At 71.7% G+C, this 16129-nt stretch carries 14 protein-coding genes; all 14 read left to right on the top strand.

All coding sequences use genetic code 11. The annotated features are described in order from the left end of the window. The coding region (locus LG632_RS08235; protein WP_226726191.1) for a peptidoglycan D,D-transpeptidase FtsI family protein at nt 1-1883 on the top strand (1883 nt) is incomplete at its 5' end. Between the two features lie 25 nt (nt 1884-1908). Further along, the gene (locus tag LG632_RS08230; RefSeq protein ID WP_226726190.1) at nt 1909-3636 is read left to right on the top strand and encodes a UDP-N-acetylmuramoyl-L-alanyl-D-glutamate--2,6-diaminopimelate ligase; all 1728 of its coding nucleotides are present in this window, start codon (nt 1909-1911) and stop codon (nt 3634-3636) included. Continuing rightward, on the top strand, nt 3633-5051 hold the full coding sequence (locus LG632_RS08225; protein WP_226726189.1) for a UDP-N-acetylmuramoyl-tripeptide--D-alanyl-D-alanine ligase: 1419 nt from the start codon (nt 3633-3635) through the stop codon (nt 5049-5051). Before LG632_RS08230 ends, LG632_RS08225 begins: the two co-directional genes overlap by 4 nt. Continuing rightward, entirely contained in the window at nt 5048-6118 is a 1071-nt protein-coding gene (gene mraY / locus LG632_RS08220) for a phospho-N-acetylmuramoyl-pentapeptide-transferase (RefSeq protein ID WP_226726188.1), read from the top strand. The genes LG632_RS08225 and mraY overlap by 4 nt, the downstream gene beginning before the upstream one ends. After that, a complete protein-coding gene (gene murD, locus LG632_RS08215; RefSeq protein WP_226726187.1) occupies nt 6100-7566 on the top strand; it encodes a UDP-N-acetylmuramoyl-L-alanine--D-glutamate ligase in 1467 nt (488 codons plus the stop codon). The genes mraY and murD overlap by 19 nt, the downstream gene beginning before the upstream one ends. 67 nt (nt 7567-7633) lie before the next feature. Then, entirely contained in the window at nt 7634-8995 is a 1362-nt protein-coding gene (gene ftsW / locus LG632_RS08210) for a putative lipid II flippase FtsW (protein ID WP_226726186.1), read from the top strand. 6 nt (nt 8996-9001) lie between these two features. Then, nucleotides 9002-10096 (top strand): undecaprenyldiphospho-muramoylpentapeptide beta-N-acetylglucosaminyltransferase, encoded by a 1095-nt coding sequence (gene murG / locus LG632_RS08205; protein WP_226726185.1) that lies wholly within the window; start codon nt 9002-9004, stop codon nt 10094-10096. Between the two features lie 32 nt (nt 10097-10128). Then, entirely contained in the window at nt 10129-10899 is a 771-nt protein-coding gene (locus LG632_RS08200; protein ID WP_374203428.1) for a cell division protein FtsQ/DivIB, read from the top strand. 279 nt (nt 10900-11178) lie between these two features. Beyond that, nucleotides 11179-12396 (top strand): cell division protein FtsZ, encoded by a 1218-nt coding sequence (gene ftsZ / locus LG632_RS08195; RefSeq protein ID WP_226726184.1) that lies wholly within the window; start codon nt 11179-11181, stop codon nt 12394-12396. Beyond that, nucleotides 12393-13145, top strand: a complete 753-nt coding sequence (pgeF, locus tag LG632_RS08190) for a peptidoglycan editing factor PgeF (protein ID WP_226726183.1) — start codon at nt 12393-12395, stop codon at nt 13143-13145. The genes ftsZ and pgeF overlap by 4 nt, the downstream gene beginning before the upstream one ends. Then, nucleotides 13132-13851, top strand: coding sequence for a YggS family pyridoxal phosphate-dependent enzyme (locus LG632_RS08185; RefSeq protein ID WP_226726182.1), 720 nt, complete (start codon nt 13132-13134; stop codon nt 13849-13851). The genes pgeF and LG632_RS08185 overlap by 14 nt, the downstream gene beginning before the upstream one ends. 149 nt (nt 13852-14000) lie before the next feature. Next, nucleotides 14001-14618 (top strand): cell division protein SepF, encoded by a 618-nt coding sequence (locus LG632_RS08180; RefSeq protein WP_226726181.1) that lies wholly within the window; start codon nt 14001-14003, stop codon nt 14616-14618. A gap of 37 nt (nt 14619-14655) precedes the next feature. Next, entirely contained in the window at nt 14656-14952 is a 297-nt protein-coding gene (locus LG632_RS08175; RefSeq protein ID WP_125642321.1) for a YggT family protein, read from the top strand. 49 nt (nt 14953-15001) lie between these two features. Continuing rightward, nucleotides 15002-16120: a DivIVA domain-containing protein gene (locus LG632_RS08170; RefSeq protein ID WP_226726180.1), complete on the top strand. Its 1119-nt coding sequence runs from the start codon at nt 15002-15004 to the stop codon at nt 16118-16120. Nucleotides 16121-16129: the final 9 nt, after the last annotated feature.

The following is a 16129-nucleotide window of genomic DNA, read 5'->3' as shown; positions in this document are numbered from 1 at the left end:
CCCGCGCCCCGCACACCATCAAGCTCGGCAACCCCCGGCCCCGGCTGCGGCTGGTCGGCGTCGGGCTGACCCTGGTCATGCTGGTCTTCGTGGTCCGGCTGCTCCAGGTGCAGGCCGTGGACGCCTCCGCGTACTCGGCCGAGGCCTCGAAGAACCGGTACGCCAACTACACCCTGGCCGCCGAGCGCGGGGACATCACCGATCGCAAGGGCGTCGCCCTGGCCACGAGCGTGGACGCGTACGACATCACCGCCGACCCCTCGATGTTCACGCCGAAGGAGAGCAAGGCCCCGGACGCCCCCGAGCAGGCCGCCGCCCTCCTCGCGCCGATCCTCGACAAGGACCCCGCGGAGATCGCCGACCGGCTGCGCAAGAACACCCGCTACGTCGTCCTCGCCCGCCGCCAGACCCCCCAGGTCTGGAACCAGATCAAGGACCTCAAGCGGGTCTTCGCCGAGAAGGCGCAGGCCGACAAGAAGAACAACGGCCCGGGCGCCAACGTGCTCGCCGGTGTCTTCCAGGAGCCCAGCAGCAAGCGGGTGTACCCCAACGGCACGCTCGCCGCCGGGATACTGGGCTACGTCAACGCCGAGGGCAAGGGCGCCGGAGGGCTGGAGTCCGCTCTGGACAGGAAGCTGGCCGGCAAGGACGGCGAGATCACCTACGCCCAGGCCGGCGGCCGCCAGGTGCCCACCGCCGGCTCCCGCGAGGAACCCGCCGTGCCCGGCGACGACGTCGAGCTGACCATCGACCGCGACATCCAGTGGGCCGCGCAGAGCGCCATCACCGAGCAGGTCGAGAAGTCCGGCGCCGACCGCGGCTACGTCATCGTCCAGGACACCCGCACCGGCGAGATCCTCGCGATGGCCAACGCCCCCGGCTTCGACCCCAACGACCTCACCAAGGCCCGCTCCGCCGCCATGGGCAACGCCGCCCTCCAGGACGTCTACGAGCCCGGCTCGACGGCCAAGGTGATGTCGATGGCCGCCGTGCTGGAGGAGAAGAAGGCCACCCCGCTCACCCATGTCACCGTCCCCAACCGGCTCCACCGCGGCGACCGGCTGTTCAAGGACGACGTGGACCACCCCACCTGGTACCTGACCCTCAACGGGGTGCTGGCCAAGTCCTCCAACATCGGCACGATCCTGGCCACCGGGCAGCTCGGCGGGACCCAGGGCGAGGCGAACCGGATCCTGTACTCGTACCTGACCAAGTTCGGCATCGGCCAGCCCACCGGACTCGGCTACCCCGGCGAGTCCCGCGGCATCCTGGCCGAGCCCGAGAAGTGGTCCACCTCCCAGCAGTACACGATTCCTTTCGGCCAGGGCCTGTCCCTCAACGCCGTGCAGGCGGCCAGCGTCTACTCGACCATCGCCAACGGCGGCGTGCGCATCACCCCCACCCTGGTCCGCGGCACCAAGGGCCCCGACGGCCGCTTCACACCCGCCCCGGCCCCCGCCAAGTCCCGCGTGATCAGCGAGGAGACGGCCAGGACCCTGGCCGGGATGCTGGAGTCCGTCGTGGACGACGAGGAGGGCACCGGCACCAAGGCGCGGATCCCCGGCTACCGGGTCGGCGGCAAGACCGGCACGTCCAACCGGGTGGATCCGGCCACCGGCCGCTACAAGGGCTACACCGCCTCCTTCGCCGGTTTCGCGCCCGCCGACGCCCCGCGCGTCACCGTGTACTGCGCCATCCAGAACCCCACCAAGGGCAGCTACTTCGGCGGCCAGATCTGCGGCCCCATCTACAAGAAGGTCATGGAGTTCGCCCTGAAGACCCTCCAGGTCGCCCCCACGGGAACCGCACCCGCCGGTCTGCCCGTCACCTTCGACCCGGGCCCGCAGCCCACCCAGCAGCCCACCCCGCAACCGGGTCAGTGACCACCACGAGCGTGAGGCACCAGCAGTGACAACGATCACCCCGAATCCCGGGAACCGGCCGCTCGCCGGCCCCACCGCCGGCCCGTCGGCAGCCCCCTCACTTCGCGACAGCGGCGCCACGCCCGGTACGCTCACCGCCGTGCCCCACGCTGATCAGCCCAGAACGACCCAGAACGACGCCCCGGCAACGCCGCCGGGCGCGCCGCGGCCCCGCAGCCCGCGCCCGACCCCGCTCGGCGAGCTCGCCGCCCTGCTGGGCGGCCAGGCTCCCGTGGCCGACGCGACGATCACCGGCATCACGCACGACTCCCGTGCGGTGCGTCCCGGCGACCTGTACGCGGCCCTGCCCGGCGCCCGCGTGCACGGCGCGGACTTCGCCGCCCAGGCCGCGCAGCGGGGCGCCGCCGCGGTGCTGACCGATCCGGCGGGCGCCGACCGCGCCGCCGCGACCGGCCTGCCTGTGCTCACCGTCGCCGACCCGCGCGGCCGGATGGGGGAGCTCGCCGCCGAGATCTACGGCCGGCCGGGTGAGGCACTGCTCCAGATCGGCATCACGGGCACCTCCGGCAAGACCACCACCGCCTACCTCGTCGAGGGCGGCCTGCGCGGGGCCGGCCGGGCCACCGGACTGGTCGGCACCGTCGAGATGCGCATCGGCGACGAGCGCATCAAGTCCGAGCGCACCACCCCCGAGGCCACCGACCTCCAGGCCCTGTTCGCCGTCATGCGCGAGCGCGGCGTCGAGGCCGTGGCCATGGAGGTCTCCAGCCACGCCCTGGTGCTGGGCCGGGTCGACGGCTGCGTCTTCGACGTCGCCGTCTTCAACAACCTCAGCCCGGAGCACATGGAGTTCCACTCCGACATGGAGGACTACTTCCAGGCCAAGGCCCGGTTGTTCACCCCGGCCCGGGCCCGCGTCGGCGTGGTCAACATCGACGACGAGTACGGCCGCCGGCTCGCCAAGGAGTCCGGCATCCCCGTCGTCACCTTCTCCGCCGCGGGCGACCCGGCCGCCGACTGGCGCGCCGAGGACGTGGCCAGCGGCCACATGGACTCCACCTTGACCCTGGTCGGGCCCGAGGGCCGGCGGGTGCGCGCCAAGGCCCCGCTGCCCGGCCCGTTCAACGTCGCCAACACCGTCGCGGCGATCGTCACGCTCGTCACCGCGGGCCTGGACGCGCAGGCCGCCGCCGACGGCGTCGCCGCCGTCCCGGGCGTCCCCGGCCGGCTGGAGCGGGTCGACGCGGGCCAGCCGTTCCTCGCCGTCGTCGACTACGCGCACAAGACCGACGCGGTCGTCTCCGTCCTGCGGGCGCTGCGCGAGGTCACCACCGGCAAGCTGCACGTCGTGCTCGGCTGCGGCGGCGACCGCGACACCACCAAACGCGCCCCGATGGGCGCCGCCGCCGCCCGGTACGCCGACACGGCCGTGCTGACCTCCGACAACCCGCGCTCCGAGGACCCCCTCGCGATCCTCGCGGCCATGTTCGAAGGCGCCGTCTCCGTGCCGCCCGCCGAGCGGGGCACCGTCCTCGTGGACGCCGACCGCGCCGCCGCCGTCGCGGCCGCCGTGGCCCGGGCCGAGCCCGGCGACACCGTGCTCGTCGCCGGCAAGGGCCACGAACAGGGCCAGGAGACCGCCGGCGTCGTCCGTCCCTTCGACGACCGCGCCGTCCTGCGCGCCGCCATCGAGGCCGCGCAGCGGCACGCCGACCGATTCCACGCCCCCCAGGCCGAGGTGACCACCCCGTGATCCCCCTCTCCCTCGCCGAGATCGCCGACATCACCGGCGGGCAGCTCCACGACATACCGGATCCGACCGCGCAGGTCACCGGTCCCGTCGTGATCGACTCCCGGGAGGTGGAGGACGGCAGCCTGTTCGCCGCCTTCGCCGGCGAGCGCGTCGACGGCCACGACTACGCCGCCGCCGCGGTCGCCGCCGGCGCCCGCGCGGTGCTGGCCACCCGCCCCGTCGGGGTCCCCGCCGTCGTCGTGGACGACGTGGTCGCCGCTCTCGGCGCCCTGGCCGGGGCCGTCGTCGAGCGGATCGGCACCGACGTGGTGGCCCTGACCGGCTCGGCCGGCAAGACCTCCACCAAGGACCTCATCGCCCAGGTCCTCCAGCACCACGCGCCGACCGTGTGGACGCCGGGGAACCTCAACAACGAGATCGGCCTGCCGGTCACGACCCTGCGCGCCACCGCGGAGACCCGCCACCTGGTGCTGGAGATGGGCGCCCGCGGCATCGGCCACATCCGCTACCTCACCCGGCTCACCCCGCCCCGGATCGGCCTCGTGCTCAACGTCGGCAGCGCCCACATCGGCGAGTTCGGCGGCCGCGAGGCCATCGCCCAGGCCAAGGGCGAGCTGGTCGAGGCCCTGCCGAGCGCGGCCGAGGGCGGGGTCGCCGTCCTCAACGCCGACGACCTGCTGGTGCGCGCCATGTCCGCCCGGACCAAGGCCCGTACCGTGCTGTTCGGCGAGGCCGAGGACGCCGACGTACGCGCCACCGAAGTCCGGATGACGCCCCAGGGACAGCCGTCCTTCACATTGCACACACCCACCGGGTGCAGCGACGTGACCTTGCGGCTGTACGGTGAGCACCACGTGTCGAACGCGCTCGCCGCGGCCGCCGTCGCCCATGTGCTGGGCATGTCCGTCGACGAGATCGCCACCGCGCTCTCCGCGGCGGGCACGCTGTCCCGTTGGCGGATGGAGGTCACCGAGCGGGCCGACGGCGTGACGGTCGTCAACGACGCCTACAACGCGAACCCCGAGTCCATGCGGGCCGCACTGCGCGCGCTGGCCGCGATGGGCGGCTCCGCCCAGGCGAAGGGGGGGCGTACGTGGGCGGTGCTCGGTCCCATGGCCGAGCTCGGGGACGACTCGCTGGCCGAGCACGACGCGGTCGGGCGACTTGTCGTCCGGCTCAACGTGAGCAAGCTCGTGGCAGTCGGGGGCAGGGAAGCGTCCTGGCTGCAACTGGGCGCATATAACGAGGGTTCGTGGGGTGAGGAGTCGGTGCTCGTGTCCGACGCGCAGGCGGCGGTCGACCTGTTGCGCAGTGAACTGCGCCCGGGAGACGTCGTGCTGGTGAAGGCATCCAGGTCGGCCGGTCTGGAGCGGGTCGCGCAGGCGCTGCTCGAAGGCGAGGTCGCCGGCCGATGAGGCAGATCCTGTTCGCGGGTGTCATCGGTATGTTCCTGACCGTCATCGGCACCCCGCTGCTGATCAAGCTGCTGGCCCGCAAGGGCTACGGCCAGTTCATCCGCGACGACGGTCCGCGCGGCCACCTGGGGAAGAAGGGCACGCCCACCATGGGCGGCATCTCCTTCATCCTGGCGACGCTCATCGCGTACGCCCTGACGAAGGTGCTGACCGGCAGCGAGCCGTCGTTCTCGGGTCTGCTCGTGCTCTTCCTGATGGCGGGCATGGGCCTCGTCGGCTTCCTCGACGACTACATCAAGATCGTCAAGCAGCGTTCGCTGGGTCTGCGGGCCAAGGCGAAGATGGCCGGGCAGCTGATCGTCGGCGTCGCCTTCGCGGTGCTCGCCCTGCAGTTCAAGGACATCCGCGGCAACACCCCGGCGTCCACCAAGCTGTCGTTCGTCACGGACTTCGGCTGGTCCATCGGCCCGGTGCTGTTCGTCGTCTGGGCGCTGTTCATGATCCTGGCGATGTCCAACGGCGTGAACCTGACCGACGGCCTCGACGGTCTGGCCACCGGCGCCTCCGTGATGGTCTTCGGCGCCTACACCTTCATCGGCGTCTGGCAGTTCCAGGAGTCCTGCGCCAACGCGGCCACGCTGACCAACCCGGCGGCCTGTTTCGAGGTCCGCGACCCACTCGACCTCGCGGTCGTGGCCTCCGCCCTCATGGGTGCCTGCTTCGGCTTCCTGTGGTGGAACACCTCGCCGGCCAAGATCTTCATGGGTGACACCGGCTCGCTCGCCCTCGGCGGCGCGCTCGCGGGCCTGGCCATCTGCTCCCGCACCGAGCTGCTGCTCGCGCTGCTGGGCGGCCTCTTCGTCCTCATCACCATGTCCGTGGTCATCCAGGTCGGCTCCTTCCGGCTCACCGGCAAGCGGGTCTTCCGGATGGCTCCCCTCCAGCACCACTTCGAGCTCAAGGGCTGGTCCGAGGTCCTGGTCGTGGTCCGCTTCTGGATCATCCAGGGCATGTGCGTGATCGTGGGTCTGGGTCTGTTCTACGCCGGATGGGCGGCCGACAAGTGAGCACCCCGCAGGACTGGCAGGGCCAGCGCGTCACCGTCGCCGGCCTGGGCGTGAGCGGCATCAGCGCCGCCCGCGCCCTGGCCGGCCTCGGCGCGGTCGTGACCGTCGTCGACAACGGCGACGGCGACGCCCACCGGGCCCGCGCCGCGGAGCTCGCCGAGCAGGGCATCGAGGTCCGCCTCGGCCACCTCGCCGACGGCTCCCGGGCCGGGGACGTCCTGCCGGAGGGCACCGAGCTGGTGGTGACCTCGCCGGGCTGGAAGCCCGACAGCCCGCTGTTCACGGCCGCCGCCGCGGCCGGAGTGGACGTGGTCGGCGACGTCGAGATCGCCTGGCGGCTGCGCGGCACCGACGGGCGCAAGCCCGCCGAGTGGCTCGCGATCACCGGGACCAACGGCAAGACCACCACGACGCAGATGCTGGCCTCGATCCTGGAGGCCGAGGGGCTGCGCACGGCCGCCGTCGGCAACATCGGCACGCCGATCATCGACGTGGTCCTCGGGGACGAGGAGTACGACGTCCTGGCCGTCGAGCTCTCCAGCTACCAGCTGCACTGGGCGCCCTCCGTCCGCGCCCACTCGGCCGCCGTGCTCAACCTGGCCCCCGACCACCTCGACTGGCACGGCTCCATGGAGGCGTACGCCGCCGACAAGGGCCGGATCTACGAGGGCAACACGGTCGCCTGCGTCTACAACGTCGCCGACCCCGCCACCGAGCGGCTGGTGGAGGAGGCCGACGTCGTCGAGGGCTGCCGGGCCATCGGCTTCACCCTCGGCGCCCCCGGCCCGTCCATGCTGGGCGTGGTCGACGGCATCCTGGTCGACCGGGCGTTCGTCCAGAACCGGCAGAAGAACGCCCAGGAGCTGGCGCACGTCGAGGACGTCCACCCGCCCGCCCCGCACAACATCGCCAACGCCCTGGCCGCCGCCGCCCTGGCCCGCGCCTTCGGCGTCGCACCCCGCGCGGTCCGGGACGGCCTGCGGGCCTTCCGGCCCGACGCGCACCGCATCGCGCACGTCGCCGACGTCGGCGGGGTCGCGTACGTCGACGACTCCAAGGCGACCAACACCCACGCCGCCCAGGCGTCGCTGGCCGCCTACGAGCCGGTCGTCTGGATCGCCGGCGGCCTGGCCAAGGGCGCGACCTTCGACGAGCTGGTGAAGGGCGCGGTGGGGCGGCTGCGCGGCGCGGTCCTGATCGGCGCCGACCGGGCGCTGATCCGCGACGCGCTGGCGCGACACGCGCCCGAGGTCCCGGTCGTGGACCTCGACCGGACCGACACTGAGGCGATGCTCGCCGCGGTCCGGGAAGCGGCGCGGCTCGCGGAGCCCGGCGACACCGTCCTGCTGGCACCTGCCTGTGCCTCGATGGACATGTTCGCGAACTACAACAAGCGCGGAGACGCGTTCGCCGACGCGGTGCGCCAACTGGCCGCGGAGAGCGCCTAGGTCGCCCGGGTCCAGGGCAGGGGCCCTGTCTGACCGGCTGCTCGCAGGAGTGGAGGGGAAGACACAGATGCCGGCCAAGCAAGTCCTGTCCGGGCGGCGGCCGTCCTCGGCGCGGCCGCCGGCCCGCTGGCGTCCCGTACCGAAGCCGAAGGGGCCCGCCGGACGCGGGCCCCTGGAGCAGGTGCGGCGCACGCAGCGGAAGTTGCGCCGGGCCTGGGACCGGCCCCTCACCGCGTATTACCTGATTTTCGGCAGCGCCCTGCTCATCACCGTGCTCGGTCTGGTGATGGTCTACTCGGCGTCCATGATCAAGGCGCTCCAGTTGGGCCTCGGCGACGCCTACTTCTTCAAGAAGCAGTTCGTCGCCGCCCTGCTGGGCACCGGACTGCTGCTGGTCGCCTCCCGGATGCCGGTCAAGCTGCACCGGGCGCTGTCGTACCCGGTGCTCGCCGCGACGCTGTTCCTGATGATCCTGGTGCAGGTCCCCGGGATAGGGAAGTCCATCAACGGCAACCAGAACTGGATCTCGCTCGGCGGCCCCTTCATGCTCCAGCCCAGCGAGTTCGGCAAGCTGGCGCTCATCCTGTGGGGCGCCGACCTGCTGGCCCGCAAGGGCGACAAGGGCCTGCTGAGCCAGTGGAAGCACCTCCTGGTGCCGCTGGTCCCGGTCGCCTTCCTGCTGCTCGGCCTCATCATGCTGGGCGGCGACATGGGCACCGCGATGATCCTGGGCGCCATCCTGTTCGGCCTGCTCTGGCTGGCCGGAGCGCCGACCCGGCTGTTCGTCGGGGTGCTCGCGTTCGCGGGTGTGATCGTGGCCGTGCTCATCAGGACCAGCCCGCACCGCATGGAGCGGCTCGCCTGCCTCGGCGCCACCGATCCGGGCAAAAACGACATGTGCTGGCAGGCCGTACACGGGATCTACGCCCTCGCCTCCGGCGGATGGTTCGGTTCCGGTCTGGGTGCGAGTGTGGAAAAATGGGGGCAACTACCCGAAGCCCATACCGACTTCATCTTCGCCATCACCGGGGAGGAACTGGGACTGGCGGGGACGCTGTCGGTACTCGCCCTGTTCGCGGCTCTAGGCTATGCGGGTATCCGCGTGGCCGGACGCTCGGAGGATTCCTTCGTCAGGTATGCCGCGGGAGGCGTGACCACCTGGATCACGGCGCAGGCCGTGATCAACATCGGTGCGGTGCTCGGTCTGCTGCCGATCGCCGGAGTCCCCCTCCCGCTGTTCTCCTACGGTGGTTCCGCCCTGCTGCCGACCATGTTCGCGGTCGGACTGCTCATCGCCTTCGCGCGGGAGGAGCCCGCCGCGCGCGCGGCGCTCGCGATGCGGCAGCCGAGGTTCGGCTGGAAGCGGGCGAGGCTGATTGGTAAGTCGATGAGACGGCGCGTCAGTAGGCGTCCGTCCGGAGAGCGGTGAATTTCGGTGCATGTCGTACTCGCCGGTGGGGGGACCGCCGGCCACATCGAGCCGGCGCTCGCCCTCGCGGACGCCCTGCGCAGGCATGACCCGTCCGTGGGCATCACTGCCCTCGGCACGGAGCGCGGGCTGGAGACCCGTCTGGTGCCGGAGCGGGGCTACGAGCTGGGGCTGATCCCGGCCGTGCCGCTGCCCCGCAAGCCCACCCCCGAGCTGATCACGGTCCCCGGCCGCTTGCGCGGCACCATCAAGGCGGCCGAGCAGATCCTGGAGCGCACCAAGGCCGACTGCGTCGTCGGCTTCGGCGGCTACGTGGCCCTGCCCGGCTACCTGGCCGCCAAGCGGCTCGGCGTGCCGATCGTGGTCCACGAGGCCAACGCCCGGCCGGGCCTGGCCAACAAGATCGGCTCCCGCTACGCGGACGTCGTGGCCGTCTCCACGCCCGAGAGCAAGCTGCGGGGCGCCCGCTACATCGGCATCCCGCTGCGCCGCTCCATCGCCACCCTGGACCGCGCGGCGGCCCGCCCGGAGGCCCGCGCGGCGTTCGGCCTCGACCCCAACCTGCCGACGCTGCTGGTGTCCGGCGGTTCGCAGGGCGCGCGCCGGCTCAACGAGGTCGTCCAGGCCATCGCGCCGACCCTCCAGCGCTCCGGGATCCAGATCCTGCACGCGGTCGGCCCGAAGAACGAGGTCCCGCGTGTCGACAACATGCCCGGGATGCCGCCGTACGTCCCGGTACCGTACCTGGACCGGATGGATCTGGCCTACGCCGCCGCCGACATGATGCTGTGCCGCGCGGGGGCCATGACCGTGGCCGAGCTGTCCGCCGTCGGGCTGCCCGCCGCCTACGTCCCGCTGCCGATCGGCAACGGCGAACAGCGGCTGAACGCCCAGCCGGTGGTCAAGGCCGGTGGCGGTCTGCTCGTGGACGACGCGGAGCTGACCCCCGAGTGGGTGCAGAGCCAGGTCCTGCCGGTGCTCGCCGACCGGCACCGGCTCTACGAGATGTCCCGGGCCGCCGCCGAGTTCGGCCGCCGCGACGCCGACGACCTGCTCGTCGCCATGGTGTACGAGGCGGTAGCGGCTCACCGAGCCCGCTGAGCCGGGCCAGCACACACGCAGGAGGCACCGACGTGGCCGGAGCGAAACCGACGGCGAAGCCGTCCAAGAGGTCCGGCCCGCAGGGCCCCGGTGCGCGACCGCGCCGGGGCCGGGTGCCGGCGTTGCTGGCCGCCGCCGTCGTCGTCCTGGCGGGCGGCGGCAGTTGGGTGCTGTACGGGTCCGACTGGCTGCGGGTGGAGAAGGTCACCGCCGGCGGCACCGATGTGCTCACCCCGGCGCAGGTGCTCGCCGCCGCCGAGGTGCCCGTCGGGGAGCCCCTGGTGTCGGTGGACACCGACGCGGTCGCGACCCGGCTGCGCGGCCGGCTGCCCCGCATCGATTCGGTCGATGTGGTGCGGTCCTGGCCGAACGCGATCGGGCTGAAAGTGACGGAACGCAAACCCGTCCTGCTCATCCGAAAGGGCACGGGCTTCGTCGAAGTGGACGCGTCCGGTGTGCGGTTCGACACGGTCGGACGGGCGCCCGCCGGGGTCCCCGTCCTGGAACTGTCCGCGCAGCACTCCCCGAGCGCCCGCCGCTTCGACGAGGAACGGCTGCTGCACGAGGCCGTGACGATCGCCGGCGACCTCCCCGAGGCCGTGGCCAGGCAGACCGCGCGGGTCAAGGTGTCCTCGTACGACTCGGTCGTGCTGGAGTTGGCCGGCGGGCGCAACGTGGTGTGGGGGAGTTCCGAACAGGGGGCCGCCAAGGCGCGGGCGCTGACCGCCTTGCTGAAAGCCGCGCCCAAGGCTGACCACTTCGACGTGAGCGCCCCCAGCTCCCCTGCCGTGTCCGGGAGTTGACGTCCGGTCGAACAGCGGCGCACCCTGGTTGGCCAGCGATATGGGTGATCACATAGGGTGAAAAGAAAAACGGGAGGTTCGGCGTGTTCGTTGAACACGCGCTACTTGTCGACTTAGTGTCCTGTCCGGAGAGTCCCGAGGAACAGGCACATCCCTAACCCTAAACTTAAGGGTGAGGGTTCGGGTCGGCGCGTTCGGACCGTCCCACATTTCGGCATCAGTCGGCGCACCGCAGGCCCGCGGGGCGACGACACGTAATCGAGGCGAGAGGCCTTCGACGTGGCAGCACCGCAGAACTACCTCGCAGTCATCAAGGTCATCGGTGTCGGCGGCGGTGGTGTCAATGCCATCAACCGAATGATCGAGGTCGGTCTCAAGGGCGTCGAGTTCATCGCCATCAACACCGACGCCCAGGCGCTGTTGATGAGCGACGCCGACGTCAAGCTCGACGTCGGCCGGGAACTGACCCGCGGCCTCGGCGCCGGCGCCAACCCGGCCGTCGGACGCAAGGCGGCAGAGGACCACCGCGAGGAGATCGAGGAGGTCCTCAAGGGGGCCGACATGGTCTTCGTCACCGCCGGCGAGGGCGGCGGCACCGGCACCGGCGGCGCGCCCGTCGTGGCCAACATCGCCCGCTCCCTGGGCGCCCTGACGATCGGTGTGGTCACCCGGCCCTTCACCTTCGAGGGCCGCCGTCGGGCGAACCAGGCGGAGGACGGCATCGCCGAGCTCCGCGAAGAGGTCGACACCCTCATCGTCATCCCCAACGACCGGCTGCTGTCCATCTCGGACCGCCAGGTCTCGGTGCTCGACGCCTTCAAGTCGGCCGACCAGGTGCTGCTGAGCGGCGTCCAGGGCATCACCGACCTCATCACCACCCCGGGCCTGATCAACCTCGACTTCGCCGACGTCAAGTCCGTGATGTCCGAGGCCGGCTCGGCGCTCATGGGCATCGGCTCGGCCCGCGGGGACGACCGCGCGGTGGCCGCCGCCGAGATGGCGATCTCCTCGCCGCTGCTGGAGGCCTCCATCGACGGCGCCCGCGGTGTGCTGCTGTCCATCTCCGGCGGATCCGACCTCGGTCTCTTCGAGATCAACGAGGCCGCCCAGCTGGTCAGCGAGGCCGCCCACCCCGAGGCGAACATCATCTTCGGCGCCGTCATCGACGACGCCCTCGGCGACGAGGTGCGCGTCACCGTCATCGCCGCCGGCTTCGACGGCGGCCAGCCCCCGGCCCGCCGGGACAACGTCATCGGCGCCGCGTCCACCAAGCGCGAGGAGCCCCCGGCTCCGGCCCGCACGCCCGAGCCGGTCCGGCCGGCGTTCGGCGGACTGGGCACCGTGACCCCCCGCGAGGAGCCCCCGGCCCCGGCCGAGCCGGCCCCGGTCGCCGAGGTCCCGGTCGCTCCGGCCACCACCGCCCCGCAGATCCCGACCACCCGGCCGTACCAGGACAGCCCGGCCGAGGAACTGGATGTTCCGGACTTCTTGAAGTGACGATAGGACAGCAGCACACCGTGGACGGCGCGCACTTCGCCTTCACCGACAGGTGGGGCGGGGTGAGCGCCGTTCCGTACGAGGAGCTCAACCTCGGCGGAGCGGTCGGTGACGACCCCGCCTCCGTACAGGAGAACCGGGCGCGTGCCGCCCGGTTCCTGGGCCTCGACCCGGACCGCGTCGTCTGGATGAACCAGGTGCACGGCCGGGACGTGGCCGTGGTCGACGGCCCCTGGCCGCTCGGCGCAGAGGTCCCCGCCGTCGACGCGGTGGTGACCGCCCGCCGGGGGCTCGCCCTCGCGGTCCTCACCGCCGACTGCGTACCGGTCCTGATGGCCGACCCCGTCGCCGGGGTCGCGGCCGCCGCCCACGCCGGCCGGCCCGGACTGGTCGCCGGAGTGGTCCCCGCCGCCGTGGCGGCGATGGTCTCGCTCGGCGCCGAGCCCGCCCGGATCGTGGCCCGTACCGGCCCGGCGGTCTGCGGGCGCTGCTACGAAGTGCCCGAGGAGATGCGGGCCGCGGTCGCCGAGGTGGTCCCCGCCGCGTACGGCGAGACCAGCTGGGGCACCCCCGCCGTCGACGTGGTCGCCGGGGTGCACGCGCAGCTCGCGGGGCTGGGGGTGGTGGACACCTCTTTCTCCCCCGTCTGCACGCTGGAGTCGCGGGACCACTTCTCGTACCGCCGTGACCGGGTGACCGGGCGGCTTGCCGGATATGTCTGGTTGGACCCAAGTGATGACGGATCGTAAGGCCGAACTCGCCGCGAACCTGGCGGTGGTGGAGGAGCGCATCGCGTCCGCGTGCGCCGCGGCCGGGCGGGCGCGGGACGAGGTGACGCTCATCGTCGTCACCAAGACCTACCCCGCGAGCGACGTACGTCTGCTGGCGGACCTGGGGGTCCGTCATGTGGCGGAGAATCGCGACCAGGACGCCGCGCCGAAGGCGGCGGCCTGCGCGGATCTGCCGCTCACCTGGCACTTCGTCGGTCAGTTGCAGACCAACAAGGTCCGTTCCGTGGCGGGATATGCGCATGTCGTGCAGTCCGTCGACCGGTCCCGGCTGGTGACCGCCCTCTCGGGCGCCGCGCAGAAGGCCGGCCGGGAGCTCGGGTGCCTGGTGCAGATCGCGCTCGACGCCGAGTCGGGGGAGCGGGGCGAGCGCGGCGGCGCGGCGCCCGACCTGCTCGGGGAGTTGGCGGACCAGGTGGCCGCGGCCCCCGGACTGCGGCTCGACGGCCTGATGACCGTCGCGCCCCTGGCCGGACCGTACGCGGGGCGCGAACAGGCCGCCTTCGAGCGCCTGATGGAATTGTCATCCCGCCTGCGCGCGGACCATCCGGCTGCCACGATGGTGTCGGCCGGTATGAGCTCCGACCTGGAACAGGCGGTCATGGCGGGTGCGACACATGTGCGCGTCGGTACTGCGGTACTCGGCGCGAGACCCCGGCTCGGGTAACGTCGCGAAGAAAGTCGGACCACAGCAGAAAATATGGTCATTCCCGCTGACGGGCGGGGCGGACCGCGTGGATCGTGGGCAGTTGGTGACTTTGGTGACAACGGACATCGGCGGCAGGGCGATCCACCCCAGAGCGGAGGACTCGGAGAATGGCCGGCGCGATGCGCAAGATGGCGGTCTACCTCGGCCTCGTGGAGGACGACCGGTACGACAACCCCGGATACGACCCCGATGACGAGTTCGAGCCCGAACCGGAACCCGAGCGGGTCCGGGAGCGGGACCGCCGGCCCCAGCCGGTGCACCAACCGCCCGTAACGGACGAACCGGTACGAGCCGTTCAGCCTCCCGCGCAGCGCGACCCCGTTCCGTTGTCGGTAGAAAACGGACGACCCGCCCGAATCGCCCCCGTGGCATCCATCACACCTGAACGCCCGAACCTGGAGAAGAACGCCCCCGTGATCATGCCCAAGGTCGTGTCCGAGCGGGAGCCGTACCGCATCACGACGCTTCACCCCCGGACCTACAACGAGGCCCGTACCATCGGGGAACACTTCCGTGAGGGCACTCCGGTGATCATGAACCTGACCGAGATGGACGACACGGACGCCAAGCGTCTGGTCGACTTCGCGGCCGGTCTCGTGTTCGGTCTGCACGGCAGCATTGAGCGCGTGACACAGAAGGTGTTTCTGCTGTCTCCTGCTAACGTCGATGTCACGGCGGAGGACAAGGCCCGCATTGCGGAGGGCGGGTTCTTCAACCAGAGCTGAACCGGATCACGAGGGCAAGGGGAGAGGGAAGCACGGGATGGGCGTCGCACTGCAGGTGGTCTACATCGCTTTGGTGTGCTTCCTCATCGTGCTGATCTTCCGGCTGGTCATGGACTACGTCTTCCAGTTCGCGCGGTCATGGCAACCCGGGAAGGCGATGGTGGTCGTTCTTGAGGCCACCTACACTGTCACCGATCCACCGCTGAAGCTTCTGCGGCGGTTCATCCCGCCGCTACGCCTCGGGGGCGTGGCACTCGACCTGTCCTTCTTCGTTCTGATGATCATCGTTTACATCTTGATCAGTCTCGTGAGCACAGCTGCGAGAAGCGTGTGAACGATTTGGTCTTGCCGACTGCCGACGACTACGTAGAGGTGAAGAAGACATGCCGCTGACCCCCGAGGACGTGCGGAACAAGCAGTTCACGACCGTCCGCCTCCGAGAAGGCTACGACGAGGACGAGGTCGATGCCTTTCTCGACGAGGTCGAGGCCGAACTGACGCGCCTGCTGCGCGAGAACGAGGACCTGCGGGCGAAGCTGGCCGCCGCGACGCGCGCCGCCGCCCAGAACCAGCAGCAGCAGGGTATGCGCAAGCCGGAGCCGCAGGACCAGCGCGGTCCGGGCGCCCCGGTGCCGGCCGCCATATCCGGCCCGCCGCAGCAGCCCCAGATGGGTCCGCCGCAGCTGCCGGGCGGCGCGCCCCAGCTGCCGGCCGGTCCCGGTGGTCACGGTCCGCAGGGTCACGGTCCCCAGGGCCCCGGCCCGATGGGCGGCCCCATGCAGCACAGCATGGGTGGTCAGAACCAGCTCGGCCAGCCGATGGGTCAGCCCATGGGGCAGCCCATGGGTCAGCAGATGCAGCCGATGGGCCAGCCCATGGGCATGCCGCAGCAGGGCCCCGGTGGCGACAGCGCCGCGCGCGTCCTCTCCCTCGCCCAGCAGACCGCCGACCAGGCGATCGCGGAGGCCCGTTCCGAGGCCAACAAGATCGTCGGCGAGGCCCGTTCGCGCGCCGAGGGCCTGGAGCGCGACGCGCGCGCCAAGGCCGACGCCCTGGAGCGGGACGCCCAGGAGAAGCACCGCGTCGCGATGGGCTCCCTGGAGTCCGCCCGCGCCACGCTGGAGCGCAAGGTCGAGGACCTGCGGGGCTTCGAGCGCGAGTACCGGACGCGTCTGAAGTCCTACCTGGAGTCGCAGCTGCGCCAGCTGGAGACCCAGGCCGACGACTCCCTCGCCCCGCCGCGCACTCCGGCCACCGCCTCGCTGCCGCCGTCCCCGGCGCCGTCGATGGCCCCGGCCGGTGCCATGGGCCACAGCATGGGCGGCCCGTCCCCGATGGGTGCCCCGTCCCCGATGGGCGGCGGTCCCTCCTACGGTGGCCAGCAGCAGATGTCCCCGGCGATGACCCAGCCGATGGCTCCGGTCCGGCCGGCCGCGCCGCAGCCGATGCAGCAGGCGCCCTCGCCGATGCGGGGCTTCCTGATCGACGAGGACGACAACTGATCGACCGAT

Origin of the sequence: Streptomyces antimicrobicus (genome assembly GCF_020532625.1) — a bacterium.
Lineage (GTDB): Bacteria > Actinomycetota > Actinomycetes > Streptomycetales > Streptomycetaceae > Streptomyces > Streptomyces antimicrobicus.
This window is presented reverse-complemented; position numbering and strand designations above follow the sequence as displayed.

Bases quoted from the DNA above. Each gene is read 5' to 3' on its own strand.
- mraY (WP_226726188.1), top strand. From the start codon at position 5,048: ATGAGGCAGATCCTGTTCGCGGGTGTCATCGGTATGTTCCTGACCGTC.
- murD (WP_226726187.1), top strand. From the start codon at position 6,100: ATGGGCGGCCGACAAGTGAGCACCCCGCAGGACTGGCAGGGCCAGCGC.
- ftsW (WP_226726186.1), top strand. From the start codon at position 7,634: ATGCCGGCCAAGCAAGTCCTGTCCGGGCGGCGGCCGTCCTCGGCGCGG.
- LG632_RS08185 (WP_226726182.1), top strand. From the start codon at position 13,132: ATGACGGATCGTAAGGCCGAACTCGCCGCGAACCTGGCGGTGGTGGAG.
- LG632_RS08180 (WP_226726181.1), top strand. From the start codon at position 14,001: ATGGCCGGCGCGATGCGCAAGATGGCGGTCTACCTCGGCCTCGTGGAG.
- LG632_RS08175 (WP_125642321.1), top strand. From the start codon at position 14,656: ATGGGCGTCGCACTGCAGGTGGTCTACATCGCTTTGGTGTGCTTCCTC.
- LG632_RS08170 (WP_226726180.1), top strand. From the start codon at position 15,002: ATGCCGCTGACCCCCGAGGACGTGCGGAACAAGCAGTTCACGACCGTC.